The sequence below is a fragment of the Mycobacteroides sp. H001 genome, assembly GCF_001440005.1.
In the GTDB taxonomy this organism is placed as follows: Bacteria; Actinomycetota; Actinomycetes; order Mycobacteriales; family Mycobacteriaceae; genus Mycobacterium; species Mycobacterium gwanakae.
In genome coordinates, this window is record NZ_LJYH01000045.1 from 141069 (window position 1) to 167040 (window position 25972).

Sequence of the window (25972 nt, forward strand, 5' to 3'; positions counted from 1 at the left end):
CCTCCAGCCATTGCAGACCCTCGTCGCGGCCTATCGCGAACTGGAACAACGCGGAGCGCCGCAACCACTGCACAAGTGGATGACCACCGACCTGGTCGAAGTGACGGGAGTTCTGCCAACGCGGAGGGCAGTATCCATTGACATCACCGGTCAGCAGATATCCGACATCATGGGAGCGACCAAGGCGACCAAGGGCCAACTGGCCAATCATCAGCGTTGTGGTCCAGTTTGACGAAGGATCTACGTCGAAGACCCTTGCCCGATTGGCCGTGCTCGCCGTGTACTCGCAATAGTGCCCCCAGAAGTCCACGTCTCGTCCAACGAGAACGTCATCGGTGTCCACCACACCTGACACGCGCTCGCAGGAAACCACTTTTGCGTCGATCCAAAAATGCCCGTTCCCACCGAAATTCCATCCCTTCAGGGTGTGAAATGGGCCGTCGGCCTTCAACGCGCCCGAGTGATCGAATCGGCTGCCGCCGGCTTCCAATAACTCGTCGTATTCCTGCGCCGGGCGCTCGAGTGGAAACGGACCGTCAAGAGTGAGCGGTTGGTTGGTAGCGAGATCCAACAGCCCGCTGCGCGGCCCGGTCGGGAGGCGCGTCGCTGCGACACCTGCGAAATGCACTCTCGGCACGTTGAGCACGCTCATTGTCAATGCACTCCGTTCCGGATCTCAGTCAGCGTCCCAGGCAGCTGCGACCAGAGTGGGTATCAGGTCATGAGTGATGCGTACACCCGGTAGTACGGCGGTGTAGTCGCGGAGAAACTCCGAAACGGTTTGCGGCGTAATCACTGATCTCATTTCCAGCCACCGCGGTTGCAGCATCATGCGCAGGGCAGAAGCTGCCAGCTCTGCACTTCCGGACGCCTCATAGACGATGCGGGCATTGTCGAAGGCATAGGAGTACGCGGCACCGGTGTCAGCGTCGCTATCCGGACGTGTGACATCGACAATCAACAGTCGTCCACCGGGCGCTACGAGTTCGCGCAGTCGGGGTAGCACCGTCGCCGCCGACCCCATGTGGAACACCGTGTTCACCGACATCACTAGATCGAATCGGCCATCAACATCTGGGGACAGCTCGAGCGCGCTGCGGCATTCGTAGCGGATAGGCACTCGGCTCTCTTTGACGGCCGCCAAATCGAGCATGCGCTGGGCGACGTCCACGCCCACCACATCGTCGTAATGTTCGGCCAGCATGACGCAGTTGTTGCCTGTGCCACAGCCAACGTCGAGTGCGCGCTTACCCGCGGGGAGATGTTCGACAAGCCACGTACGAATCGGACTGGTACGTGCGTCCCTTACTGCCGTGAAGCTCTCGTACATCTCGGCGAGATCATCGAAGTACGGGGTCTCATCCGGAATCAAATCCTTGGGGTTACCAGCGGTCATACCGCGAAGGTACTTCCGGCTTCATCAGGCGGCACTGAGCTGAGTGCCATCGCGATAGAAACTATGCGTATGCGTGGTGTGTATCGCTTCACACGCAGGATGAGCCCCCGGCCAAGCATTGGAATACTTAAAAGTGCCGCAGGAATCCCCTTACTAGACAACAGGTTCAGTTATGGAAACAGATTTCGATTGTGACGTTCTCGTCGTGGGGGCGGGACCGAGCGGGCTATGCACCGCCCTGCTGCTCGCGCAGCACGGAGTGCGGGTACAGATTGTCGATCGAAAGCCCGGGCCCGTACAACAATCTCGCGCAACTATCGTGCACGCCCGGACACTGGAGCACTTCGACCGTCTCGGAGTCGCCGACCATGCCGTTGCCAGCGGGGTGCCGATAACTCATGTGGCCATTCACGAGAACGGCAGGCACGTGGGCGAGTTGCCCTTAGCAGGCACCGGAACGGCAGCTCGAACCAGGTTTCCCTACGCACTTTCCTTAGAACAGTTCGTAACCGAACGTATTCTGGTCGCCGCACTTGCCAGGCATGGCATACATGTCTCATGGCGCAGTGCGGTGGAGGATATCGCTGAAATGGCCGACGGGGTGCGTGTGAACATTGTGGGCTCCATGGGAGCTAGCACTGTCTCTACTCGTTGGCTCGTCGGCGCGGACGGAGCGAGCAGCGCAGTCCGGCGTCTTACTGGTCAGGATTTTGGCGGCGAAACATACACGCAGAAGGGACTTCTCGCTGACGTCGACTTGGCGGTTAACCTTGGTATGCAAAAGATGCGACTGAATCTCACACGTGGCGGATTCGTGGGCGTGCTTCCGCTGGCGAGCGGGCGCTATCGGCTCTTCGGCGTAGTGCCCCCAGGCTTTCATCGCGGGCCGGAAGCAGACAACCTGTCACACGACGCCTACGCAAGGCTCGACGATAGCGACCTGCGGCACTGGTTTGAGTCCTACTTCTCGGTCGATGCGGAGTTGCAGAAGATCGTGTGGGCAGCCATGTTTCGATTTCACAGCCGCATCAGCAGGAGTTTCCAAATCGGCCACTCCTTTCTCGTTGGCGACGCCGCCCATATTCACAACCCCGCGGGAGGACAAGGGCTCAATCTTGCAGTTGGCGACGCGATGAACCTCGGGTGGAAGCTTGCACAGGTTGTCAGCGGCGAGGCGCCGGCTTCGCTCCTGGAAACGTATGAAACCGAACGTCGCCCGGTCGCCGCCGCCGTGCTTGCCCGCACTGACATCGGATTCAAGCTAGAGACATCAACCAGCCCCGTGGCGTTGTGGATGCGGACGCACGTCGCAACGCGTGCTATCGGGCTAGCCTGCCGACTGCCACCCGTGCGCAGATTGTTCTTTGACATGTTCTCCCAGCTATGGATTGCTTACCGAACCAGTACCGCCATAGATCACTCGGACGCCAGCGGCCGGGGCCCTCACGCCGGCGATCGGGCACCCTACGCGACCCTCACCAGCCCCCGAGGCTCAGCCCGCGATGTCATGGCACTTACGCACTCACCGAACTATCACATTCTCTTGATCGGGCCTATCGATCCATTTCAAGCCGCCCAGTTGCGGAACCTCTTGGCAGCTCGATATGCCGCCGACGTCAAGACGCATCTACTTACCGGAAACGAAATCGAAGTCTGCCGCGCATACCGGGCGACTAGGAGCACAAAACTCGTCCTGGTGCGTCCAGACGGACATATCGCCGCCATAGCCAATCCATTTAGCTGGGAAACGATCACCCGCGTGCTAGAGCATCTCGACAAAGTTCTGTTTCGCGCAGATCAACATCGCGACGAACACTAGCTGCGGCGGAGCACAAGCGACGAGGGGCCATGAAAGACCATGTCGCATGGGTACTCCACCCTTGTGACAGTGAACTCACCGAGTACGCCAAGCAACAGATCGAGGCCAATCTCAATTTCGGCGCGTGCGAGCGCTGCACCCAGGCAGTAGTGAATTCCTTGCCCGAACCCAACACCGCAGCCCGCACCGCGATCCAGGCGCAGGACATCCGGTTCAGGAAAACGTGCGGGATCACGATTGGCCGCACCCAGCACTGCGACCACCCGAGTACCGCGGGCAATGTCGCTCCCCGCCAAGCACACGTCCTGGTACGCCCAGCGGGTCACCGACTGAACCGGGCTATCAAATCGAACCAGCTCCTCGACGGCGGAGATCGGCACACCCCGTGATGCCCGTAGCAGGCTCAGCACCCACCGATCTGCGCCAAGAGCCAGTACCGCCTTGCCCAGGATATTCGTCGTCGTTTCGTGTCCTGCTGACATGAGATGTACACAACTGGAGGCGATTTCACTAGAGGAAAGAGCGTTATCGGACGCCATCAACGACACCAAGTCGTCTCTGGGCGCTCTCCGCCGCAGCCTCGCCTGCGATACAAAGTACTCACTGAGTTCTGCCGCCGCGGCGTCCGCGAGCCGAAACACCTCAACGCCACTCGTCAACCTTCGGCTGCTGCTTATCGCCTGAATGGCCATCACCCTGTCTCGTAACCACTTCCAGTCTGATGCTGGCACGCCCAGTAGCTCCGAAATCACCAGGATCGGGAATGGGGCCGAAAACGCCTGCACCAAATCGAATTCCGGATCCAGGGCGCAGCGTGAAAGCAATGAGGCGGCGATGTCGGCTATACGCTGCCGTAAGCCAGCGACTACCGCAGGAGAGAAACGCCCAGCGAGCACGGACCTTAGCTCGGTGTGACGGGGCGGGTCGAGAAACACCAGCCAGCTCTCCACCATACTCCGCAGGGCCGCGCACTCAGCCGGAACCAAGCCGCCAGTCCCCGAATGACCCGCAGTCGCTGCGCGGCGTCCAAAACTTTTGCTAGAGAGCGCCTTCGCCACCTCATCGTAGCCGAGCAGATAATGTGTCCCGTCGGTGCCGCGATGGACCGTCGATACCTCACGGTACCGGAGGTACGCCGGGTACGGGTTCGCGATATCGGCGGAAGTCCATCCGGTCAATGAAAATGGTGGCAGCGCGCCATAATTCGTAGTTTCAGTCATCTCGAGTACGAGCCCCGCACCCGTTCGACAAGCTCCTCCGGGTTTACCGGGGGCCGTTCACCACGCCAGGCGACGTGCCCGTCTGGTCTGACAAGTACGAATCGCCGCGCATACAGTTCGGCGATATCACGCTGCCTCTCAGCGATAACCTTCAACGGCACGCCCTTGTCTGCGAACGCTCTTTCCACCCGTCGGATCCGGCCGGAGGCCGCAAAGCACAGCAGTACAAATCCATTGCCAAACAGATCCAGTGTCGATTCTCCTCTCGCCAACCAGGCGTGCGGTGCGCGTGATCCGGGGCGCGTGCTGGGCCGCACGTCCTCTGTGCCCGACGGAACGTGCACCGCGGGGCACACCTCGGAGTCGGGAATCACCAATGGAGAGTTCTCATATCTGAAACCAAGATGGATATCGGGCGCATCAAACTCACGCGCCAACCCGCTGTCGGCAAGCGCATCCCGAACCCGGGCGCGCAACCACTCACCGTGTGCCGAATCATCCCCGAGTCCATCCGGAACCTCGCGTTTCATCGCTCGGACGAGATTCCGATTGGCCTCCTCCACCCCCCTGAGGGCTACCGGTCTACGCTCAACCGTATAGCTATCAAGCAGGTGGGGCCCGGCCCATCCACCCAATGTGGCGGCTAGTTTCCAACCGAGGTCGGCGGCGCCACAGATTCCGGTGTTCATGCCGAAACCGCCTGATGGAGACAATGTGTGCGCAGCATCGCCGACCAAGAAGATTCTGCCGTGATGGAATGTCTCCGCGACGCGATGGACCAGCCGCCACTCGTTGTCTGACAACACCTCAACCGGAGTGCTGAACGCAATTGCTCTCCGTACCAATTCTTCTGCATCATCCATCGCCTCCCGGTCGCCCTGCAGCCCGACGGTCAATCGATAGAGTTCTTGACCATCAAGCGCCCGAACGGGAAATCTCAACGCGGAGGAGATCATCAGATAGTAGAAACCGGCCGCCGCATCCCCCAGCTGCGTGCGTAGCTTGGGCGCACGGAACAGTATGTTGCGGAACGTCTCTGTCCGGTGCAACGCCGGTGCCGCGATACCGCATGCATGCCTGACCTCTGAAGAAGTACCGTCACACGCGACCATATATCGCGCATGGATTTCCGATTGCGCACCCGTCACGAGGTCTGTGACCCGGCCGCAAACACTTTCGTCGTCCTGGTCGAAGCTATCGAGTCGGGTACGTGTCAAGATGGGACCCGCGGGGGCGATGCCGAGCTCGGCATAAAGCAAAGGCGCCAGCCAATGCTGCGGACAGATCGCATCCGGTTCTGGTGTGTGGTCGTAGTCCGGTCGCGTATCCATGGTGAATCCACGAACTCGATGCAACTCATGGCCACCGATCTTTGTGACCCATGCGCAATCCAGTGAATGATCACCGGGCCAACCAGACTGGCGGATCTTCTCCGCAACCCCCCAGCGGCGGAACAGCTCCATCGACCGCGGGCCAATGCCACTCACTTTCGGATGCGTGACCGTACCGTCGCCAGACTCAACGATCACGAAATCGACACCGCGCGATCGTAGTTCCATTCCCATGGCGAGTCCTGTGGGCCCACCGCCGACGATCAGCACATCGACAGAACGTTCTGAAGCCGTAGTCACGCCGCACCGCCCTCACAGCCTGCGTCACAAACCATGGCGCCCACGCCGGTCGACTGCATGTAGGCGTCTATCTGACTGACGGCATTCATCCCCGACTCCACAGCCCCCTCGATCCAAGCCGGGACGGACGAGCAGTGTTCTCCGGCGAAGAACAGACCGCCCTGAGGTGCTGCCGCTAGCAGCCGTTCTTCCTCCGCTGTATCTGAATCCTTGCCCCATCTGACCGAAGCCGCACCCATGCTCAGAGGATCGTCACCCCACGCTCTCATTACCTTGCCGCACACCATGCTTGGTTGACTGAGCTCCGGGTGAATCTTGCAGAGTTCCGCGCGGACCATGGCAAGGCGTTGCTCCATCGGAATCTGCGCCAGCAAGTCTGCATCAGGGCCAATTGTGTAGCTGGCTAGCAATGTCGCACCCAGTCGAGGATCGCTCTCGACCGGTGGGTAGTAGGTCTGGCGTACCAATCCGCCGGTGAAGGAACCTCCCCCGCTTATCCCATCGCGCTCCCAGAACGCCTCGCGACAATGCAGAGCTATCTTGGTCGCTGCCCAGTAACGCATATCGCGGATGATCGCCATCTTGTCTGCGGTCATTCCGGACAACCGGATTCCACGCAGAACAGAGAAGGGCACCGTACACAACACGCAATCGCGCCGGATCAACTCGGTGTTCGGTCCGCGATGCGTCTCTATAAATACCCCGTCGCGCACAACATGCAGGCCGGTAACCCGGCTCCCCCGGTGGATTGGACCGCGCAACCGCGCCGACAGACGGACAGCGATCTGATCGATTCCGCCCTCCAAGCGAAACAGTGCCGATGATGTCTCGGTAACGACATCGGCGAAGAAGAGCCTGAGTCTGGTTCCACACGCGAAGTTTGGATGGTTGGCGAAGAACCGGTTGAGATCGACACGCTCGATACCACTTCGCGTGACGATAAACGGCGCTAGATCGATGCGCCGCAGTAGATCGAGCAGCTCGACATTGAGATCCGCGCCAAGACCATGGCGGAACCTATCGGGTGCAATAGCGTTGACACTCGCGGCCAGCCATGATGCGCATAGCACCGCATCATCTGGATAACGCTCTCTTAGAGCACTATCCGCAAGGAACTTGGCTACCAGCGCCGGCGACGCATCCCGTACTCGTGCGTGACCATCGGGTGTTGCGAGGTAGTTGGAATCGTCAGAGAACAGGGTGCGGAATTGCCGTACTCGATCAGAGAGCCCGAGCTGATCGATCAACTTCATCGTTCGACAGTGCCGGGCCGGGATCCGCATCGCACCAAGTTCTGCGATGGGTCCCTTCCGCCCCAACGAGAAACTATGCGTATGCAAACGCCCGCCCACGGTCTGGCGCGCTTCAAGAAGCTCAACACGGTGTCCGAGCTGTTCCAGCTCATGCGCCGCCACGAGTCCCGCGACACCGGCGCCGATAACGGTCACGCACCTTGAGCGCAGAGGTCCCTTTGTGTCATGTGTTTCATTCGGGGCCAGTGTCATCCGCGAAGACTCCTCGGGTTTCGTTTCTTGTCCACTTCTCATCCTCCGTCCGGAGCCGCAGCCTCCACACCACTCGTCTGCCCAGACATCACGGTGGTGCTGGACCGCAAAGCCAGCGGTGTCCGAACCATGAACCCACACGTATGTAGTGAATCGATCTCTCTGGGCGAGTACGAGTGTCGGTTCTGGCGGTTCAGTACATCTGAGCGAGATACTCGCGGTGGGTCGGCAATGAGTGCCGCAGACGTGACGCTTGTTGCGCAAGCAGGTCAAACTCACGCTGCGCACGCGTCGCATCTAGGTACCGCACGACCGTCGATGGCCGTGCCGGGATTCCGCCAAGCCCGACAAACATGCAGACGTATGAGTAGGGCTCGAATCCGTGATAGTGGGGGTAGACAGATCCAGCGTCGGGTAACTTGCTGCGCCAGTGCTCGATCCGCTCCGCCAGAGCAGCAGGGAGCTGGACGGATTTTGTGTCACGCCAGTACTGAGTATCCACACGCGCGGCCAGATAGTAATGAAGCACGAGGAACTCACGAACGCCATCCATACATCGGTTGATCACGCGGTTGTAGGAGTCTCGCAGGCTTTCCTCCCAGTTCTCGTCAGGAAAGTGCTTTACCAGCTGCTCTATGCCATGTTGAATAAAGAAGATCCCGGTTGATTCGAGCGGTTCAACGAACCCGCTGGCCAGTCCGATCGCCACACAGTTCCCCACCCAGCTTCTTCGGCTTCGCCCGATACGCATTCGAATATGATTGGCCTCCAACCCTTCCGCTGCGGGGCCGACGAAGTTACGCAGAGCACGCTCCGCATCCTCGGGGCTGCAGTAATCCTCGGCGTAGACATAGCCCGTACCGATTCGGTCAAACAGGGGGATGCTCCAGATCCACCCAGCGTCTTGGGCTGTCGCGGTCGTGTAAGGGGGCAGATGCCCGCCGTTCTGGTCGGTCGGGACGCGCAAGGCCACCGCCCGGTCGTTGAGGAGACTCCCCTGATACGACTCAAAGGGCTCCGCCATTGCACGCCCGAGAAGCAGGCCGGAAAACCCTGTGCAATCGATGAAGAGGTCGCCCTCGATGCTGCCATGCGCGCGAGTGCGCACCTCGCTAATCCAGCCGCGATCGTCCTGCAGAACATCCACTACGTCATCGACTACATGGCGGACACCACGGCGTACCGCAAATTCTCGCAGGAAGTCCGCCAGCAGTGACGCATCAAAGTGATACGCGTACGGAAACTGCGTGTCCTGTTCGGACAGCGTCGTCCGATATGCGGTGTCCTCTCCGTCGGTACCCATGAATAACGATCCATCGAGGCGGCGTGGCGACTTATCGTTGTCGCACAAGGTACCTATCAAAAAGCAATCGCGATCGAAGCTGTCGGACCTCGGATTGTCCAGCCACCAGTCGGTTAGACCGAATCCGTCTACTACCCGCTGGCGTTCGAAGGGGTGATAGAAATGATGGCCCGGCCTGCGCCAGTCCTGAAAACGGATACCCAGTTTATATGTGGCGCAACATGATGGCATCCACTCGTGTTCCTCCAATCCGAGGTAATCGAAGAAATGCCGAATCGTGCTAAACGTGGCCTCGCCGACTCCGATTGCCCCGATCCGCGCTGACTCCACCACTGTCACGGTGATCCTGTCACCGAACGCGACCTTCAGGTACGACGCAGTCATCCAGCCCGCGGTACCGCCGCCAACGATCACAACTTCTTCCAGCACAACCATCTCCTCATCTAGCGCAGGCGTGCTGCGGAGAGCGAACGTGCTCGGGCCCGAACCCGACACCAATCACGTGGCTCATGGACTTTTGCAGCACTTCGAATCGATCGAGAACCTCCGGGAACCGCGGCTGCCGCCTTCCGCTCAAGGCGCCATCGATACCGAACCGCTGAACCATTCGTTGCAGTCCTTGCGACAGCACTGTCGGCGCCCAGCGTCTGCGCTGAACCTTCGCCAAGGCGGCACAGTCAATTTCGATACCAGTCGCCTGCGTAAGCCGTATGGGCTGCCACAGAATGTTTGCCGCTGCTACCGCGTCCTGGATGGCAAGGTTGACGCCAAGTCCGGCCACCGGCGACATGGCATGCGCCGCGTCACCGATGAAAAGCAGCCCAGGTACATGCCAGCGACGAAGCCGGTCGATACGGCATTGCAACACGCTGACATCGTGGATCCCGCGTATATCGTCAACTCGGTCTGCCATGAACGGCACCAACCGTGCCAAGTCCGCACGCAAGGCCTCGATCCCTTGACGCCGAAGCACTTCGAAACCACCGCGACTTGTCTCATACGACATCTGCCAGTACTCGCCCCGATCGGTAGCTCCGAAGATCTTTCCCCGTCCTAGACGCACGCAAATTCCCTCTTCGGGATCTGTTTCTCGTCGGGGCAGCCTGAAGAAGACAACATCGAGGGCACACCCAAGATCTTTCGGTGTAAACGCGATATCCTTGCGCAGTGCCGAATGACGGCCGTCCGCAGCCACTGTAAGTGCCGCCTCGATACGAAATTCTCCCGAACGGTCACGCACCCTGACTCCCGTGATGCGACCGCGATCGCGTGTCACGCCTAACGCCTGAGCTGACATGAGAAGCCGAAAATTATCGTATTGCTTCGCCTCTCGTGCCAGAAGTGACAGGAAGTCCCACTGTGGCACCAATGCGATATAGGGGAAGCGAACAGCAAGCTTACCGAAATCGGCTATGTTGAAACGCTTCCCATCCTGCACCACACCGACAGTCGAGACCTTCTGGTGTGATAGCCGTTCAAATTCATCGTAAAGGCCAAGCTCGGCGATTATTTCCAAAGTAGATGGGTGCACCGTATCGCCGCGAAAGTCTCGAATGAAATCTGAATGTTGCTCTAGTACAACTACTTCTATATCGGCACGGGCCAATAGCAAGCCCAGCAGCATGCCTGCTGGGCCCGCTCCCACAATGCACACCGTTGTCCGAAAATCGGTCATCGTTCACCACCTCGCCCAGACGACTTGTCAGGTTCCTTGGTATCGATGTTGCGCGCCGGGTTGCGCGCTCCACATCACGAATATGGTCAGTGGCGTTGTGCTTTTCGAGTCTGCCGACCGTCCAGTTCAGTCTTTGATCCCACGCAACGCAGTAGGAGCACCGCAGAGCGATCGAGCCTGTACCAGGTCAGCCGCTGTGGGCTGATACCACAGTTGGTCGTGGCATCGTCCAGGAAGACCACGCCATCATGTCGCGGTAAGCGCGGCCGCATAGAGCGCTAGTTCATCACCCACGTTGGCGATAGGGGCGGCGCCGGCAGTTTCCATCGCCGCGTCGAATCTCTCGCGCACCTGCTCGATGGTGAGCTCCGTCGAGGTCACCCCGTACGTCTCGCTGAGGAGAACCCGTGCGAAACGTCCACCACCGGCACTGAAGCTGATACCGGAACATGGCACATCTTCGGATACCAGGAAGGCCGCGACCGGTGCCACGGCTGCCGCCGGGAAGGTGTCACGGAGCCAACTACGCGCAGGCTCGGACATGTTCTTTACCATCCGCGTGAACCCGACCGGGAGTAGCGCGTTCACCTTGATGCCGTACGCGGGTCCGGCGAGACCCAGATTGGTTGTCATCCCGATCATTCCGGCCTTGGCCGTCGGATAGGTGCACGCCTCCCCCTGGCCGAACATGCTGCCGGAGGAGATGTTGAGTATCCGCCCGTATCCCTGGCCCACCATCGCCTTCCACGCCGGGCGCAATACGTTGAACGGGCCGCGCAACTGAACACCGAGCACAGTGTCCACGTCCTCGTCGGTGAGTTCGGCGAATGTCTTGATCGGGCCGACGATTCCGGCGTTGTTGATGACGACATCGACTCGTCCCCACACGTCCAATGCGGCGGCAACAATGGCCCGTCCGCCATCCCCGGTCGCGACGGTGTTCGTGTCGGCGACGGCCTCGCCACCCAGCGCGTGAATCTCGGCTGCCACCGAATCGGCCGGGGTATCGGAGCTCCCGATGCCCAACAGTTCGTCGGGTGATCCGATGTCGTTGACGAGGACCTTAGCGCCGCGACTGGCGAGCAGCAGGGCGTATTCGCGCCCGAGCCCACCACCGGCGCCGGTGACGATCGCCACCCGTCCGTCGAATCGAATGTCATTGCCCGGCCGCTCAAACACGCACGCCTCCATCCACATTCACCTCGACGTTGAGGTGAATACCCGCCTTCCAAGATACGTTATCCGAAATAACGCATCTCACGCAAGGATGTTGGCGAATCCGGCGGGGAGCTTGCCCGCAGGGGTTAGGACAGTGCCAACGCCTCAACGAGCGCCGGCAGCGCAGTGGCTGCGGTGGCCCGCCACACGAGATCCGCGCGATCCGAAAGATCGGTCTCCTGCGGGTTGATCTCGACAACGGTCGCTCCACGACTCAGCGCCAGCTGCGGCAGCCCCGCCGCCGGATACACAATGCCCGAGGTCCCGACGAGCAACATCAATTCACAGTTCTGAGCATGCGCGACGGCGTGACCGAACTCGACCTCAGGAAGCATCTCGCCGAACCACACGATGCTCGGTCGAACTTTCCCACCGCAGCCGCAGTCGGGCGGTGCAACCCGTTCAGACTCAGGCGGGGCGACACTCACATCAAATCCGGTGCGGCAGGTGTCGCAATGCGATTTGAGCAGGCTGCCGTGAACATGGGTGACCTCGGCGCTACCTGCACGTTCATGGAGGTCATCCACGTTCTGGGTGACAATCTTGACGTCACGGCAAGCTCCCCACTGCGCCAACGCACGGTGTCCGTCGTTGGGCTGCACTGCCATCAGCTGGATGCGCCGATTCTGATACCAGGCCCACACCAGCCCCGGATCCTCGTTCCAGGCTTCAGGTGTCGCCAACGTCATCGGGTCGTACTTCGACCACAGTCCGGTCTGCGCATCGCGGAAGGTGGGCAGCCCACTTTCGGCGGACATGCCGGCGCCGGTGAGCACGGCGACGGTCCGCGCCTTCGCGGCAGCGGCGACCAGCTCCTCGGGTATCTCTACCTGTTTCATCAATCAAATTCTCGCCTACACAGACCGGCCACGTCGAAAATGGGCGTTTTCCAATTATCTGGCCGTGAAATCGTCATCCATGATCTTGATTGGGCGTATGGTGCGCTCATCCCGGTCGCACGGGACCGCGCAACGGGCGTAAGCATTCGCCACACAGTTCGATAACGCCACCTTGTGGGTGCGCACCTAGCTCTACGCAGGGGGTCAGATGACTCTCGGACAAATATTCGATCCTCGACAAAACGCGCTGAACGCGTGGCGGCTCGCGTTGGCCACGACCGTCATCTTGTGGCATTCGTGGCCACTCACCGGTCACCGTCTGCCGTTCCCCTCATATGAAGGGCTACTGGCACAAGTAGGTGTCGACGGCTTCTTCGCACTGTCAGGGTTCCTCATCACCGCAAGCTGGATGCGCCATCCCAGTCCGCGCGATTTCTTCATCGCCCGCGCTTTGCGCATCTTCCCCGGTTTATGGATATGCCTCGCGATCACGGCGTTCGTCATCGCCCCCGTCAGCGTCGCGATCCAAGGCGGTTCGGCGGCGAGCTTGATGGGCTCCTCTGAACCGTACGAGTACTTCCTCAACAACGCCGTCCTCAACGTGTTCTACGCCGGTATCGACGGAACGCCACGTGACATCCCGTGGCCGGGTATCTGGAACGGGTCGATCTGGACGCTCATCTTCGAATTCGTCTGCTACATAGCGGTGGCGGCCTTGGGAGTGACAGGCGTACTGAAACGGCAATGGGTCATTCCCACCGCGTTTGTCTTATTCCTATGTGCCGCAGCGTATCTGTCGTACCCGGTCTTTGCGATGGAGACCATTCCGCAGATGGTGGCACGGTTCGCGCTGATGTTCGCGGCCGGAGCGCTGCTCTACCAGTATCGAGATGCCCTGCCCGCACGCTGGTCGCTTGTCGCGATATGCCTTGGGGTTCTCGCACTCTCGGGACTGACCTCCAACTATCGAGTAATGGGCGCTCTGCCACTGGCCTACGTGGTCATCGTGTCCGGCGCCCTCATCCATGACAAGAGACTCAACCTGCGCAACGACTTGTCGTATGGCGTCTACATCTACGCATTCCCCATCCAGCAGCTGTTGGCCGTCGCAGGACTCGCCGTCCTGCCACCATTCCTCTTCTTCCTGGTTGCCACTGCGCTGACCCTGCCGCTTGCAGCACTGAGCTGGTTCGTGGTGGAAAAACATGCGATGGCGCTCAAAGCCCGATTCCGGCGCGCGCCGGTGCCCTAGTAGAAGCGGAACCCTGGAACTACCGACCACCTGCGACGGCGATGTCGCGCGCACCTTCAAGAGTCGGCACGATCGCCCGATTCAGAAAACGTAGAACCAGCGGCGCAAAAGGCCGATACAGCGGAGCGAAGTCCGCGCCCATACGGTAGATGATTCGGCAGTTTTTCTCGTCAACCGCCTCGAAGTGGACACGCTCGACAAACGCAGTGAAAACCTTGGGGCGGAAGCCGACCGCCGTGAACGACCACAGGCGATCCTCTTCCCATCCGATGAATCGCTCCTTCAGCTTGCCCAGCCCCCATAGGAACGTCACCTCTCTGGTGGCGCCAACGCCGTACTCCGGATCTGAGGTCGGCTCGACCCTGGTGACGAACCAACCCAGCCACCTCACGCCACCGCGGTTGTCCTTAAAGACCTCATAGACGGTGCTGACGGGCGTGGGGCAGTCGATGACAGCGTCGACCCGATAGGGCGCCTCGTCGGCAAACGACATCGATTGAGGCTCAAGAGCTCCCATGCCTCACCCTTCTGCTCTGCCCGCCCAAGGTGCAGTTCCCATTTTCTCGAACGGATCGTCATTTTGGGTAGGAGTATTACCTAGTTTGTGTCCGCATGGGCATCGAACGCATTCACCCCTTCCCGATGGTCCGCGATTGTGGTCATCTTGCAGTGGCAGTAATACGCCGATCGAGCAAGGAGGCACGGTGATCGAAACACTGACTGATATGCCGGACGGAGTGGTCGGATTCCGTGTATCTGGCAAGTTGGCCGGCGACGAGCTGCGCGATTTCGCACCAACCATCGAACAATCGCTGAAATCCGATGAGCTGCGGATCGTGGAAGTCATCGCGAGTGACTACGAAGGCTTCGGCCCCGGCGGGCTGGCCGAAGACCTGGAGCTGGGCTTCGGGATGCTCTTTCAGCGTCATTCGTCCTTCAAGAAAATCGCCGTGGTGACCGACAAAGAATGGGTAGCGCATACCTTGCACGTGCTCGGGTGGATGGTTCCCGGTGAGATCGCGCTGTTCGGCCTCGATGAGCTGGACCGCGCGAAGGCATGGGCCTCGAGTTGAGACCGGACACACAAGTCGGGTAGTGCACTACTCGCGCTCATGGTCTCCGATGACGCATACCGTCGCATCACCAACGTTGGCCGCGCAACAGTCAATGGCCCTGCGCTGGAACGATATTCATCCGGCGACGAAAGGCGCGTGCATCATGGTCCTCATCCCGAACTTCGAAAGTCAGTCACACTTCTTCACTCCGGCGGCACTGGCGGTCAACGAGCAACAACCGTCGTCGATCGTCGATCAACGTTTTGTCTTCCAGACAAATGGCGTCGCCATCGTCAACATGCCCGGACAGACCAGCGTGGATTGGTCACGAAACCAAGCGTTGATCTCCCCGAACATGAGCGACGCCTTCAAGGCGATCACGACGCGGCACAACATTCCTATTCCTGCCGGGGCCTTCCCGTGGTTCCAGGTGGACAGCGCCATCCCCTTCGCCACCCTGAGTTCGATCTTCGATCGGCATCAGGCGATCGACGCCGGATTCGCGGTTGACCGTTGGCGTTTCCGGACGCGGACCGGCATCGGGCTGCAACCCGGACAGACGATCCAAAGTCTGTTCGATGGCCTGTTGGTAGATCTGGCCGTCCGCGACAGCGATGCGGTGATCCACCGAATCAGCTACCACATCACGGTTCAGGGCCGAATCCGGTTCGTCACCGGCCTCACGTGATCAATCGCCGTCGGACGATGACTTGGACCCCGTGCCTTAGTCGGAAGCAAGCTCCAGTGCGGGCTTCATCGAGTCGACCGGAGTACGACAATTCCCGGAACTGTGCCCAGATACTCCCCCAGCGGCGTATCGACGACTTGATTGTTCGCCCGCAATGACGAGGCGTTGCGCAGCACCGGCCCGTTCGGTGTGTGCAGGAAGATTCCCACATGGGTGACGTCGAGTCCGCCCGCCGTGGCATAGGCACCGAGGTAGTCACCATCGTGGAGATTCGCGATGACGCCATCGGAAACACGGGGGCTCGGTATGTAGGTAACCGTGCGTGGCCGCGTCGGCAGTCCGGGCAGGTAGTTTCCGCCGGAATCCTTCAGATTCAGTATCTTGGCGACCTGTTCCGCGGGTACCCCCAAGCTGGCCGTCACATCGGCGGCGTTGGCGGGGGCATCTGCGGCCCAATCGGTAAAGAAGTGGCGGCGCTGCGTGAAGCTGATTTCACCCCCGTGGTACCGGATCTGTGTCAGCTGAGCGATGAAATCGGCGCGATTACTGGACCGCTTCAACGCTTCGACATAGTCGGCGTACGTGAAGCAGTCCACGCGCGTGAGTTCAACGACCAACTGCTCGGGGACCGAAGCGGATCCAATCAAGGTGTTAGCACCGTAGGGCACGTGCAGAAAGAGTGCCGACACCGCGGCACTCAGCTGCCCCGGCTTCTCGGCTCCGATACGGTTTCGCTCGGCCAGTAGCTCTTGGAGCCGACGTTCATTCGCCGGGCTGATCTGCACAGTGTCAGCCGCGGCCACAGGAGGGGCGCACAACGCACAGATCAGTGCGAGCAACGCGAACATGCGGTAACCGCGTCGTTCTGAAATTCGTCGCATTGTCGGGGTCACGGTCCGACGCCTTCCTCTCCAAGTCCCGGGATGGCCCAGCTAACACATCACAGTGCAGAGCGGAACCAGGCTGGTCACCGACCTCGCCCGACGCCCACTCTGCCGCACTTTACGCAATGCGCGTGCACTTTTGGGCTCCTACGAGACGAATGGACACCGACTGATGGTTGATTTCATTGGTGCAACGTCTAATTCACATCAAGGCAACCAATTCGTGTGAGGTTTCCGTCAACAACGCTGAAGGTAGCGGACATGTGCGGGAAGGATTTGCGTGGAAGATGTTCGGGTAGCCGAGACGACGGCTCTTAGCGCGGGGTTCGCATGGCAGCTACTGGGCGCGTGCCGAAACGCCAACCACAACCTGTTCTACTCCGATGACGACGAACGCCCCATTGAACGACGACTCCGGGAACAGCACGCCAGAGCAGTGTGTCGACGCTGCCCTGTGACAACGCTCTGCCTCACCTACGCTCTGGAGATCGAAGAACCTCATGGGATGTGGGGTGGCATGTCCGAAGCCGAACGCCAAAAGATCCGGCTACGTATCGCCGCACGGAAGTCTGCGATCGGCTGACCGACATGCGATCCGCGCCTGGCGTTCTGCGCCATTAACTACTTCTCAACGCAGGTAGTCAACTACTCATGCCTGAGGTCGTCGTGAGGCCGAAAATTAAAGGGCCCATTGGGAATTGTGTGCACCACAATTCCTGCCGACGTCACCAACTCATGGAGGAACAATGACAACTAGCGAGAAAGTTTCCGAGACGACATTCACTGACACGGTGGCCGAGCCGTTGGACGCTGCGGGAGAAAGCGACAGCCAAGAGGCCGATGCCCAGGCAATCGTGAAGCGGTTTGTTGTTACCTCACACGGCGGATATCGAACGCGTCTGGCCATTCCGGGCGTGAGTCCGTTCAGTGTGGTCATGGTGTCCACTTCCGAAGTCAACGCCCAGGATGTGCCCTTCCAGGGCAACGCCGTCTGCCAAGTCCACAATGTTGTGCCTGACAACGGCGGAGTCCGAGTCCGCGGATTCATCGACTTCGGAGTCGACATCAGGGTGCAACTTGCCGTCTTTGTCGCTTAGACGACATCGCGGCCACACGCTCGGCCCGCCGTAGCGGTAAACCGTGCGGCGGGCCTGCGGGTGGAGACCGGCCTACCTTGCCTTCAGCTGATACCAAATCCACTGTTTGGCCGCATACCAAGCCGACGAGGACGGGTCGATCAGATCGAAGTGGTCCAGGTCGGAGAATTCGAAGTAGTCAGCGGGAGTCTCCAGTGCTCTCGCAGCGGAGACGTAGTGCTGGGAGTGTTCGACGGGGATATTGATGTCACGCACGCCATGCACGAGGACATGATGCCGCCGGTGCCCAAGCTTGCGAACCGGCGATGTCGACGCAACCTCATTCGGCGAAATTCCCACGGCCCCAAGAAATTCTGCCGCAGCACCATCACCGAGATTCTCCTGCAATGCGCGGTCGATGTCGCTAACAGGAGCCAATGCGACGGCGAAGTCGGCCGATCCGGCAGCAAGGGCAAGAAGAGCGAGATGTCCACCGGCGGAGTGTCCCACCACAAATGATTGCGTGAGATCTGGATTGGCACGTCTGGCCGCTTCGGCCGCCGCGGTGACATCGTCAAATGTTTGTGGCCACCCTCCGCCACCGCCGACCCTGCGGTACTCGATATTCGCGACGACAAAGCCCTCAGCGCACAGGTCTTCGGCTATCGGTGCGGTGAGTTCAGCACCCAGCCCTTCTCGCCAGAAACCGCCATGGATAACCAGAAGCAGGCCCAGAGCAGGCGCGGCCGGCTCAAGAATGTCGACGTATTGACTCGGGTGATCTCCGTAGGCCAGGCGCCTCTTTTGTGGCATCGCTTCCCTTCCGAATCAGGTTCACACATACAAGCATTGACCAGAGTGACGGGGCCTAAACCAAGCGAGCACCACCAAGTAACAGTAGACCAATTGGTATATTCCGCTTCAGGTGGGACCGAGTATCTCCGCTCAACCCAACGCGGCGAGATGAGAAACAGATGCCTTCTGTATTGATTACCGGTGCCGGACGTGGGATCGGACTAGCGATCACTGAGCACATGAGCAGCCAGGGCTGGGATGTCTGTGCCAACGCCGGCGCCTTCGCAAGCTTCTGCCCAGCACCCACAGCGGTCCGCAGCTTGTTCAAGGACGGCTTGTCGCAATGGACTAGCCACTGTCGCGTCGAAAACGTCACGCGCAGAGCTTGCAAGCTCCCCATGATGTTTGGGGTTCGTGTCGAATAGCGATCAGCCACTTTCATCTTCGTATGGCTTCAACTTCAGGACCGCCACCATGACTCCCGGCCTACGTATAAACTCCTATCCACACCACCGCAGAAGCATCCACGGCACTAGACCTGGATATCGGACGGCGCAGTCACTGCACCACCGAGGCAGGCGCCCACACCGCGCGGGCTTCGGGTTTCTTCCGGTTGTCCAGCCGCAAGGTCACCTCTGCGGCTAAATCCCAAGAACCACAATAGGAGACACGCACGTTGCATCTACGGCAGGCTGCACCAGCCATGTTGACCAGCCCGAAATCTGCACCACTGCTTCGCAAAACCCTTGCGGTAGTCACCGCCTGCATGACCATAACGGGCTGCGTCTCGCTGACAGAGAGCGACCACCGGGTCGATACACAGTCGGCGCGGCCGACCGCGAACACGGTGCTGCCGCTGCCGCCAAATCAACTCCTTGGAGATCTCTTCGTTGCGGTGCAGAGCGCACAGCTTTACCCCGATCAAAAGACTTTTGTCGATTCAACATTAGATACGGACCCGGCCTCAATCGTTCAGCTATACCGGCAACAAAGAGCAGAACCGGGCTTTTCCCTCAAGGCGTTCACCGAACAGCACTTCACACCACCTGCCGCTGAGCACATCACACCACCGCCAAACCAGACGCTGCGCGAACACATCGACTGGCTGTGGCCCAGGCTCACACGAGCGAGCGTCACTGTGCCGCCGAACAGTTCGTTGATCGCGCTACCCAAACCGTATGTAGTGCCGGGCGGACGGTTCCAGGAGGGCTATTACTGGGACACGTACTCCACCATGCTCGGCCTGCAGGTGTCCGGACGTGAGGATCTCGTCGACGACATGCTCGACAACTTCGCGCACCTCATCAACACGATAGGCCATGTGCCAAACGGCAATCGCACGTATTACGCGAGCCGCTCCCAACCGCCCTTCTTCGCGAACATGGTGGACCTCGCCGCGCAGGCGGAAGGCGAGGGCATTTATCGAAAGTACCTGCCAGCGCTGCGCAAAGAGCACGAGTACTGGATGCAGGGCGAGCACGAAACTCCGCCAGGCACCGCGGCACGCCATGTGGTTGCCATGCCCGACGGCACGGTCCTCAACCGCTACTGGGACGCCAGCGACACCAGACGTGATGAGTCATATCTCGAAGACACCAAGACCGCCGAGGAAGCACCTGGCCGTCCTGCAAACGAAGTATGGCGCGACCTACGGGCCGGCGCCGAGAGCGGCTGGGACTACAGCTCACGCTGGCTCGGCGACGGCAAGACGCTCGCGAGCATCCGAACTACCGCGATCGTGCCAATCGACCTGAACAGCTTGATGTTCCAACTTGAGACGACAATCGCCAAAGGCTGCACCATCACGGGCGATGCCTCGTGCACTGCCGACTTCTCGACTCGCGCCCAGCAGCGCGCCAGTGCAGTCAACCGCTACCTTTGGAACAAGCACGGTTACTACGGCGACTACGACTGGCAGCTGCGTCAGCCCCGTGATGCGATCACCGCGGCCGCCCTATATCCGTTGTTCACCGGCGTTGCGTCACCCGAGCGCGCCAAGATGACAGCCATCGCAACGCGCAACACGCTGCTGCAACCCGGCGGTCTGCTAACGACCACCACGACCACCGGCCAACAGTGGGACGCACCCAACGGTTGGGCGCCGCTGCAATGGATCGCGGTCGACGGCTTGCGCCGCTATGGAGAGCCCGCACTTGCCAAAGAAATCGGCGTCCGCTTCCTTAACACTGTGAAACACGTCTATTCAAAGGAAGACAAGCTGGTCGAGAAGTACGTGGTCGAGGGCGGCAGCGCGCGGGTTGGAGGCGGCGGCGAGTACCCGCTGCAAGACGGCTTCGGCTGGACCAATGGCGTCACACTGAAACTGCTTGACCTCTACGGCATGTGAGGCCGGTAGTTTCGCACCGCTAGCCCCGACTTGAGCCGGGTGGTCAGAATCTGTCATACCTGGCCGCTGAACACGTCGACGCTGCATCGCCGACCACTGCACCACATTTTGCGGAGGTCCATGACGTGGTTCCCGCCCACACAACGGTCACGACGCTGGACCAGCCACAACCGCGTTACCAGTCCCTACAAACAACACAAGAGCCCCGGCACTGCCGAGGCTCTTAGCGTTGTTTCTCTCCGAGCGGACTGACTCGCCCTGACCGCCATGTCGTGGCGGTCACGGGTTCGCGTAAGCCCGTTATGGTGGAGCTAAGGGGACTCGAACCCCTGACCCCCACACTGCCAGTGTGGTGCGCTACCAGCTGCGCCATAGCCCCATGTTTAGTTGTGTGCTCGGACGAAGTTACACCACGGCGACGGGCTCTCAAAATCTCAGCGCTCAGGACCGCCGACATCCTCTGCTACTTCCTGCATACTCCTAACCTGCGGTGACGCAAGTCTCCCCAGCGTCTCCGGTGCGAACACCCACGCCACAGCCGCGATCAGCGGCATCGCACCACCCACCACGAACGCCCATCCGTACGACGTGTGCTCGGCGATGACCCCCGCGACGACGGGTCCTATCACCAGCCCGATATCGGAGGTCATCTGGAAGGTCGCCAGTGCCGTCCCTGCCCTGCCCCGGCTGCCCACCACATCGGCCACCGCGGCCTGTTGCGGCGACGCATACAAACCGGCGCCTATCCCACCGATAAGCGACAGCACGATGAGCGCCGGCAGCGACGACGTGAAGCCCATCGCCACCACGGTCGAACCGCAGACCACCAACCCGGCCACCACCAGCGGCTTACGCCCGATGTCATCGGACCACGATCCCGCGAGAAAAGCCGTGGACACGTCCCCCGCCGCGAATGCGGCGAACACCAGTCCAGCGGCGCCCGGTCGCTGATGCAGCGCCTCGATCACAAACAGCGGCAGCAAGGCCCCACGGATTCCGAAGATGGCCCACCCCGCACTGAAATTCGACATCAGCGCGGCCAGGAAGGTTCGGTGATGCAGCGCGGATTTCAGTGTCACCGGAGCGCCGTGATGCTCGTCGGCGACCTCCAGCAGCGTGGAGCGCCGCAGCCCGAAGTGGACCAGCACGGCGACGGCTACCAGCGCCGCCGCGTAGATGATGAACGGTGCCGAAAGACTCAGGCCCACCACGGCACTACCCAAGACCGGACCGGCCACCATCCCGAGCAGGAAGCTCGACCCGTACAGCCCTTGTGCACGCCCGCGAATCTCTTCGGGCGCGATGCGCACCAGCAGCGCGGCCGCCGACACGGTGAACATGGTGGAGCCGACACCCCCGAGCGACCGGAACACCAGCAGCTGCCAGTAGTCATGCACGAAGGCGCAGCACCCGGTGGCTAACGCGACGATCAGCAGCCCGGACATGTAGACCCAGCGCTCCCCCAGCCGCTGCACCAGCGCGCCGGCGGCCGGTGCGAACACCAGCCGGAATGCGGCGAACGAACTCACCACCGCGGTCGCCGCCGTGACACTGACCCCGAAACTGCGCGCGTACTGCGGCAATGCGGGTGCCACCACGCCAAACCCCAGCGCGATCACCAGGCACGCGACAACCAGGACCCAGATCTCCCAAGGCAGGCGCGGTTTAGTGTCCGCCTCGTTACCGGGACAGCCGCTTACCCGATCACCGATGAGACCACCTCGCGGGCAGCGTCCTGCACCTGCCGCAAGTGTTCTGCCCCCAGAAACGATTCTGCATAGATCTTGTATACATCCTCGGTACCCGACGGCCGTGCCGCGAACCAAGCGTTTTCGGTGACAACCTTGAGCCCGCCGATCGGTGCATCGTTGCCGGGCGCATTGGTCAGCTTGGCGACGATGGGCTCACCGGCCAGTTCGGTGGCGCTGACCTGCTCGGGCGATAGCTTGCCCAACACAGCCTTCTGCTCACGGCTCGCGGGCGCATCGACACGAGCATATGTTGGGGCGCCGTACTTCTCGGTCAGCTGCGCGTAGCGCTGCGAGGGCGTAGCCCCGGTGACCGCGAGGATCTCCGAGGCCAGCAGGGCGGCGATGATGCCGTCCTTGTCGGTAGTCCACACCGATCCGTCACGACGCAGGAAGGACGCCCCGGCGCTCTCCTCGCCACCGAAACCGATTGTCCCGCCGATCAACCCGTCCACAAACCACTTGAATCCAACCGGCACCTCCAGCAGCGTTCGGTTCAGCCCGGCCACCACCCGGTCGATGATCGACGAACTCACCAGCGTCTTGCCTACGGCGGTCTCGGCGGCCCAACCGTCCCGGTGGCTGAACAGGTAGTCGATGGCCACCGCCAGGTAGTGGTTGGGATTCATCAGTCCCGCATCGGGAGTCACGATGCCGTGTCGATCCGAGTCGGCGTCGTTCCCGGTCGCGATCTGGTACTTGTCCCGCGACGCCACCAACGAGGCCATCGCATCGGGCGAGGAGCAGTCCATCCGGATCTTGCCGTCATGGTCCAGAGTCATGAACCGCCAGGTGGCATCCACAAGCGGGTTCACCACGGTCAGGTCCAGCGACCAGCGATCGGCGATGGCCGCCCAGTAGTCGACGCTGGCCCCGCCCAGCGGGTCTGCGCCGATCCGGATGCCTGCGCCCTTGATGACATCGAGATCGATGACGTTGATCAGGTCGTCCACATATGTCTGCTGAAAGTCATACCGCTGCACGGATTTCAGCGCCTCTGCCAGCGGGACCCGTTTCACCGAGCGCCAGCCCGAGCGCAGAATCTCGTTGGCGCGCGCGGCGATCGCGCCGGTGGCATCGGTATCGGCAGGGCCGCCATGCGGTGGGTTGTATTTGAACCCGCCGTCGCGGGGCGGGTTATGCGACGGGGTAACGACTATCCCGTCGGCCAGCCCCGTGGTCTTGCCCTGGTTGTACCGTAGGATGGCGTGGCTCACCGCCGGAGTCGGGGTGTATCGGTCCCGTGAATCCACGGCCACCACAACACCATTGGCGGCCAACACTTCCAGGGCGCTGGTCCATGCGGGTTCGGAGAGCGCGTGGGTGTCACGGCCGATGAACAGTGGCCCGCTGGTGCCCTGCGAGGCCCGGTATTCGACGATGGCCTGGGTGGTAGCGACGATGTGCGCCTCGTTAAAGGCGCCGTCGAGACTCGACCCCCGGTGCCCGGAGGTCCCGAAGACGACCTGCTGTGCCACGTCCCCCGGGTCGGGGTCAATCGCGTAGTACGCCGTCACCACGTGGGCGATGTCGATGAGGTCTTCCGGCTGGGCCGGCTGTCCGGCGCGCGCGTTGCTCACCCGCCTGATTCTGCCCGGATCAAGTGAACCGTGCCTTACCGAACGGTCGCTATTGGAGTGGCTGAATGCCGACGGCGGTGCCGTAGGCACACACCTCGACGCCCGTGTTGGCGTACTCGGTGGTCTCGAATCGGAACGCGACCACCGCATTCGCGCCGCGCGACTCGGCTTCTGCCGCCAATCGGGACAGTGCCTCGCGACGACTCTCGTGCAACAACTGAGTGATGCCCTTGAGCTCACCGCCCGCAATCGACTTGAACGAAGCGGCAAGGTTGGAGCCGATGTGCCGCGATCGCACGGTCAAACCGAAGACCTCGCCGAACACCGCGGCGATCTTGTACCCGGGGATGTCGTTGCTCGTCACAATGATCATGGGCCCAAGGTACCGCCGCCACGTGATCAGACGATCGACGTGGCGTCCTGCCACAGCGGGCGCCGATCCCCGTCGGGATCGGCCTCTAGCCTGGACGGATTATCGATGATCAACACCTGACGCTCCGGCACCGTGTGGGCGGGCCAGCCGTCACCGGGGCTCCCGGTGCGCGCGAATGACAGCCAGCGCCTCTGCATCTCGTCGCTGACGGCCCGTGCGGCGGCGCGATCTTTGCGTCCCGCCAGGATGGGCCCGGCGATGGTCCGGTAGGTACCGAAGACCGCGAGGAGTTCAATCGCGTGGGTGGGTCCCAGCCCGTAACGGCGTAATGCGCGCGTCGCATAGTCGTACCGGTAGAAGTACGTCGGCGCGTATTGGCCGTGCGCCTCTGCCACGCGCCATGCCGCCGAGCCGAATGCCAGGTCGCCAGCCAGCTGTAGGAGCGCCCTCTCCGACGGATACCCGTGGTAACTGTCGACAATGCGCTGAACAAACTCCGGCCCGTCCTTGGACAACGCGTGCTCCAGCGCCTCCGGGGTGATCGGAAGGATCTTGAGGATCTTGGTGAACAGAGTCGCCTCTTCGGCGTTGTACCCAATGATGAGTGGAACACGATGTGCCTCACCGCGTTCCATGGCCTCGACCGGATCGAGAGGCAGTACGTCACCGTCGACGCTCGGCCCGATCCGCAGCGACAGACCTGGTACGTGTTTAGCCGATCCGATCAGCCGGAACAGGGCCTTCACCAGATTCTTCGGCTTCGCGGAGAGAACTGTTTCGGCCGCGTTAGAGTCGGTCGCACCCAGATACTTCGCGAACTGGCGCGCGTTCACCACGGCATCCTGGGCGCTGACCACCAGCCCGCTGGCGGTGCTCTGGCAGATTGCCCGGTGGAACAGTCCTGCGGCCGAGGGCACCGCAAGCAGCGTATTCACGGCGTGCGACCCGGCGCTCTCCCCGAAGATCGTCACGTTGTGGGGATCACCCCCGAAGGCACCGATGTTGTCGCGCACCCACTGCAGCGCCAGCACCAAGTCGCGTAGGTACAGGTTGCTGTCGATGGTGTGCTTCTCGTCCGACAGCGACGAGAGGTCCACGCAGCCGAGCCCACCCAGGCGGTAGTTGACCGACACATACACACATCCACGGCGTGCAAGACTCGCGCCGTCATACAGCGGGGTCGCCGAGCTACCCAGGAAGTAACCCCCGCCATGGATGAAGAACATCACCGGCAACGGCCCACTGACCGGCCCCTCGGGCGCGACCACGTTGAGGGTCAGGCAGTCCTCGCTGAGCTTCTGCGGCTTGCCGGGCAGGATGATCGCGAAGCGATGCTGCTGGATGGAGGCCGCACCCCAGGTGCGGCACTTGCGCACTCCCGTCCACGGCTGGGCCGGGCGTGGCGCGCGCAGCCGCAGCGGACCCACCGGCGGCTCAGCGTAGGGCATCCCACGGAAGCGATGCACGCCGCCTCGGGTGAATCCTTCGACGGTGCCGTTGACGGTGTTGATGCGGATGGGCTTCTTTGCCATCGGCACATCCTAGGTAACCAACCGGTTGGGCCACAA

The 25972-nt window shown here is 61.2% G+C and carries 24 protein-coding genes and 1 tRNA gene; 9 read left to right on the forward strand and 16 right to left on the reverse strand.

The window, feature by feature from the left end; translation table 11 throughout:
- Nucleotides 1-10: 10 nt before the first annotated feature.
- Nucleotides 11-232 (forward strand): hypothetical protein, encoded by a 222-nt coding sequence (locus AOT83_RS28050; RefSeq protein ID WP_198530396.1) that lies wholly within the window; start codon nt 11-13, stop codon nt 230-232.
- A 444-nt stretch (nt 233-676) separates the two neighbouring features.
- Here the strand turns inward: AOT83_RS28050 and AOT83_RS22510 are convergent, their stop codons facing one another.
- A complete protein-coding gene (locus AOT83_RS22510; protein WP_030097046.1) occupies nt 677-1396 on the reverse strand; it encodes a class I SAM-dependent methyltransferase in 720 nt (239 codons plus the stop codon).
- A 172-nt stretch (nt 1397-1568) separates the two neighbouring features.
- Between AOT83_RS22510 and AOT83_RS22515 the strand changes: the two genes are divergently transcribed.
- Entirely contained in the window at nt 1569-3215 is a 1647-nt protein-coding gene (locus tag AOT83_RS22515) for an FAD-dependent monooxygenase (protein WP_057979765.1), read from the forward strand.
- Here the strand turns inward: AOT83_RS22515 and AOT83_RS28055 are convergent.
- Nucleotides 3212-3697 carry a cytochrome P450 gene (locus AOT83_RS28055; RefSeq protein ID WP_198530397.1) on the reverse strand — a complete coding sequence of 162 codons (486 nt, stop codon included), beginning with the start codon at nt 3695-3697 and terminating at the stop codon, nt 3212-3214. The two genes, AOT83_RS22515 and AOT83_RS28055, sit on opposite strands and share 4 nt — an antisense overlap.
- On the opposite strand from AOT83_RS28055, the gene AOT83_RS28060 reads away from it, so the two are divergent.
- Complete coding sequence (locus AOT83_RS28060; protein ID WP_198530398.1) at nt 3696-3899, forward strand: hypothetical protein; 204 nt, start codon at nt 3696-3698, stop codon at nt 3897-3899. The genes AOT83_RS28055 and AOT83_RS28060 overlap by 2 nt on opposite strands.
- Nucleotides 3900-4431: 532 nt before the next feature.
- On the opposite strand, the gene AOT83_RS22525 is transcribed toward AOT83_RS28060, so the two are convergent.
- From AOT83_RS22525 to AOT83_RS22550, 6 genes are all read right to left on the reverse strand, one after another.
- Nucleotides 4432-6066: an FAD-dependent monooxygenase gene (locus tag AOT83_RS22525; RefSeq protein ID WP_057964288.1), complete on the reverse strand. Its 1635-nt coding sequence runs from the start codon at nt 6064-6066 to the stop codon at nt 4432-4434.
- Entirely contained in the window at nt 6063-7868 is a 1806-nt protein-coding gene (locus AOT83_RS22530; protein WP_346424264.1) for an NAD(P)/FAD-dependent oxidoreductase, read from the reverse strand. The genes AOT83_RS22525 and AOT83_RS22530 overlap by 4 nt, the downstream gene beginning before the upstream one ends.
- Nucleotides 7765-9309, reverse strand: coding sequence for a tryptophan halogenase family protein (locus tag AOT83_RS22535; RefSeq protein WP_081343803.1), 1545 nt, complete (start codon nt 9307-9309; stop codon nt 7765-7767). The genes AOT83_RS22530 and AOT83_RS22535 overlap by 104 nt, the downstream gene beginning before the upstream one ends.
- Nucleotides 9310-9313: 4 nt before the next feature.
- Nucleotides 9314-10549, reverse strand: a complete 1236-nt coding sequence (locus tag AOT83_RS22540; protein ID WP_030097040.1) for an FAD-dependent oxidoreductase — start codon at nt 10547-10549, stop codon at nt 9314-9316.
- A 246-nt stretch (nt 10550-10795) separates the two neighbouring features.
- Complete coding sequence (locus tag AOT83_RS22545) at nt 10796-11686, reverse strand: SDR family NAD(P)-dependent oxidoreductase (RefSeq protein WP_234797706.1); 891 nt, start codon at nt 11684-11686, stop codon at nt 10796-10798.
- A gap of 167 nt (nt 11687-11853) precedes the next feature.
- Nucleotides 11854-12606: an NAD-dependent deacylase gene (locus AOT83_RS22550; protein WP_030097038.1), complete on the reverse strand. Its 753-nt coding sequence runs from the start codon at nt 12604-12606 to the stop codon at nt 11854-11856.
- 208 nt (nt 12607-12814) lie between these two features.
- Between AOT83_RS22550 and AOT83_RS22555 the strand changes: the two genes are divergently transcribed.
- The gene (locus tag AOT83_RS22555) at nt 12815-13858 is read left to right on the forward strand and encodes an acyltransferase (RefSeq protein ID WP_030097037.1); all 1044 of its coding nucleotides are present in this window, start codon (nt 12815-12817) and stop codon (nt 13856-13858) included.
- 19 nt (nt 13859-13877) lie between these two features.
- Here the strand turns inward: AOT83_RS22555 and AOT83_RS22560 are convergent, their stop codons facing one another.
- On the reverse strand, nt 13878-14375 hold the full coding sequence (locus tag AOT83_RS22560; protein ID WP_078285769.1) for an SRPBCC family protein: 498 nt from the start codon (nt 14373-14375) through the stop codon (nt 13878-13880).
- Nucleotides 14376-14562: 187 nt separating this feature from the next.
- On the opposite strand from AOT83_RS22560, the gene AOT83_RS22565 reads away from it, so the two are divergent.
- Both AOT83_RS22565 and AOT83_RS22570 read left to right on the forward strand, forming a co-directional pair.
- Nucleotides 14563-14931, forward strand: a complete 369-nt coding sequence (locus tag AOT83_RS22565; protein WP_030097035.1) for an STAS/SEC14 domain-containing protein — start codon at nt 14563-14565, stop codon at nt 14929-14931.
- A 145-nt stretch (nt 14932-15076) separates the two neighbouring features.
- Nucleotides 15077-15601 (forward strand): hypothetical protein, encoded by a 525-nt coding sequence (locus AOT83_RS22570; RefSeq protein WP_030097034.1) that lies wholly within the window; start codon nt 15077-15079, stop codon nt 15599-15601.
- Between the two features lie 65 nt (nt 15602-15666).
- Here AOT83_RS22570 and AOT83_RS22575 read toward each other — a convergent pair whose 3' ends face one another.
- The gene (locus AOT83_RS22575) at nt 15667-16494 is read right to left on the reverse strand and encodes an N-acetylmuramoyl-L-alanine amidase-like domain-containing protein (RefSeq protein ID WP_057964291.1); all 828 of its coding nucleotides are present in this window, start codon (nt 16492-16494) and stop codon (nt 15667-15669) included.
- A gap of 271 nt (nt 16495-16765) precedes the next feature.
- Here AOT83_RS22575 and AOT83_RS27080 point away from each other — a divergent pair, with 271 nt between their 5' ends.
- Entirely contained in the window at nt 16766-17068 is a 303-nt protein-coding gene (locus AOT83_RS27080; RefSeq protein ID WP_030097032.1) for a WhiB family transcriptional regulator, read from the forward strand.
- Nucleotides 17069-17231: 163 nt separating this feature from the next.
- Nucleotides 17232-17582, forward strand: a complete 351-nt coding sequence (locus tag AOT83_RS22580; protein ID WP_030097031.1) for a hypothetical protein — start codon at nt 17232-17234, stop codon at nt 17580-17582.
- Nucleotides 17583-17654: 72 nt separating this feature from the next.
- Here the strand turns inward: AOT83_RS22580 and AOT83_RS22585 are convergent, their stop codons facing one another.
- A complete protein-coding gene (locus tag AOT83_RS22585) occupies nt 17655-18374 on the reverse strand; it encodes a prolyl oligopeptidase family serine peptidase (protein WP_057964293.1) in 720 nt (239 codons plus the stop codon).
- Between the two features lie 685 nt (nt 18375-19059).
- Between AOT83_RS22585 and treA the strand changes: the two genes are divergently transcribed.
- The gene (treA, locus tag AOT83_RS22590; protein WP_057964294.1) at nt 19060-20703 is read left to right on the forward strand and encodes an alpha,alpha-trehalase TreA; all 1644 of its coding nucleotides are present in this window, start codon (nt 19060-19062) and stop codon (nt 20701-20703) included.
- A gap of 303 nt (nt 20704-21006) precedes the next feature.
- On the opposite strand, the gene AOT83_RS22595 is transcribed toward treA, so the two are convergent.
- From AOT83_RS22595 to AOT83_RS22615, 5 genes are all read right to left on the reverse strand, one after another.
- Nucleotides 21007-21082 (reverse strand) — tRNA-Ala (locus AOT83_RS22595).
- 55 nt (nt 21083-21137) lie between these two features.
- Nucleotides 21138-22361 carry an MFS transporter gene (locus tag AOT83_RS22600; RefSeq protein WP_070943214.1) on the reverse strand — a complete coding sequence of 408 codons (1224 nt, stop codon included), beginning with the start codon at nt 22359-22361 and terminating at the stop codon, nt 21138-21140.
- A 38-nt stretch (nt 22362-22399) separates the two neighbouring features.
- Nucleotides 22400-24031 carry a phosphoglucomutase (alpha-D-glucose-1,6-bisphosphate-dependent) gene (pgm, locus tag AOT83_RS22605; protein WP_057964295.1) on the reverse strand — a complete coding sequence of 544 codons (1632 nt, stop codon included), beginning with the start codon at nt 24029-24031 and terminating at the stop codon, nt 22400-22402.
- A gap of 49 nt (nt 24032-24080) precedes the next feature.
- Nucleotides 24081-24404, reverse strand: coding sequence for a YbjQ family protein (locus tag AOT83_RS22610; protein WP_030097012.1), 324 nt, complete (start codon nt 24402-24404; stop codon nt 24081-24083).
- 26 nt (nt 24405-24430) lie between these two features.
- The gene (locus AOT83_RS22615; RefSeq protein WP_057964326.1) at nt 24431-25936 is read right to left on the reverse strand and encodes a carboxylesterase/lipase family protein; all 1506 of its coding nucleotides are present in this window, start codon (nt 25934-25936) and stop codon (nt 24431-24433) included.
- Nucleotides 25937-25972: the final 36 nt, after the last annotated feature.